The organism is Nonomuraea lactucae (assembly GCF_003313395.1).
Taxonomy (GTDB): Bacteria; Actinomycetota; Actinomycetes; order Streptosporangiales; family Streptosporangiaceae; genus Nonomuraea; species Nonomuraea lactucae.
Map to the genome: position 1 here is coordinate 1 of NZ_QNFZ01000450.1, position 1,122 is coordinate 1,122.

A 1,122-nucleotide genomic window follows, 5' to 3' on the forward strand; every position below is an offset into this window, starting at 1 on the left:
CATCGAACCCCGCCTGGCCCGGATGCGCGCCGACGGCACCCTGACCCTGTTCGGCAGCCACCCCATCCCCTTCGTCATCGGCCAGGACCTCATCTTCGAACGCAAGATCTCCCTGCCCGGCCACCCCAACGGCATGCGCTTCACCGCCCACGACGAGCACGGCCACCTGCTGCGCGAGAAGATCTACTACTCCGTCGGCGGCGGCTTCGTCGTCGACGAGAACGCCACCGGCGCCGACCGCATCAAAGCCGACGACACCGTCCAGCCCCACCCCTTCACCACCGCCGAAGAACTCCTCAAACACTGCGCCGGCACCGGACTGTCCATCTCCGGCCTGATGCTGGACAACGAGAAAGCCTTCGGCCGCACCGAGGCCGACATCCGCGCCGGCATCCTGCACCTGTGGCAGGTCATGTCCGCCTGCGTCAAGCGCGGCACCACCCAGGAAGGCGTGCTGCCCGGCGGGCTGAAGGTCAAGCGCCGCGCCCACCAGCTGCACCGCCGGCTGCGCACCGAAACCAGCGGCAGCGACCCGCTGCAGGCCATGGACTGGGTGTCGCTGTTCGCCCTGGCCGTCAACGAGGAGAACGCCGCCGGCGGCCGCATCGTCACCGCCCCCACCAACGGCGCGGCCGGCATCATCCCCGCCGTGCTCACCTACTACTGCCGCTTCGTGCCCGGCGCCGACGACGACGGGGTGATCCGCTTCATGCTCACCGCCGCCGCGATCGGCGTGCTGTTCAAGGAGAACGCCTCCATCTCCGGCGCCGAGGTCGGCTGCCAGGGCGAGGTCGGCTCGGCCTGCTCGATGGCCGCCGCCGGGCTGACCGAGGTGCTCGGCGGCACCCCCGAACAGGTGGAGAACGCCGCCGAGATCGGCATCGAACACAACCTCGGCCTGACCTGCGACCCGATCGGCGGCCTGGTGCAGATCCCGTGCATCGAACGCAACGCGGTCGCCTCCATCAAGGCCATCGCCGCCGCCCGCATCGCGCTGCGCGGCGACGGCCGCCACTTCGTCTCCCTGGACAAGGCCATCAAGACCATGCGCGACACCGGCCGCGACATGCTCGACAAGTACAAGGAGACCTCACGCGGCGGCCTGGCCGTCAACGTCATCGA

Annotated in this window: 1 protein-coding gene; it reads left to right on the forward strand. The window is 69.8% G+C overall.

Going from position 1 to position 1,122, the window contains the following annotated elements; translation table 11 throughout:
• A partial coding sequence (locus tag DQW85_RS22575; RefSeq protein ID WP_113702163.1) for an L-serine ammonia-lyase occupies positions 1–1,122 on the forward strand: 1,122 nt, incomplete at both ends.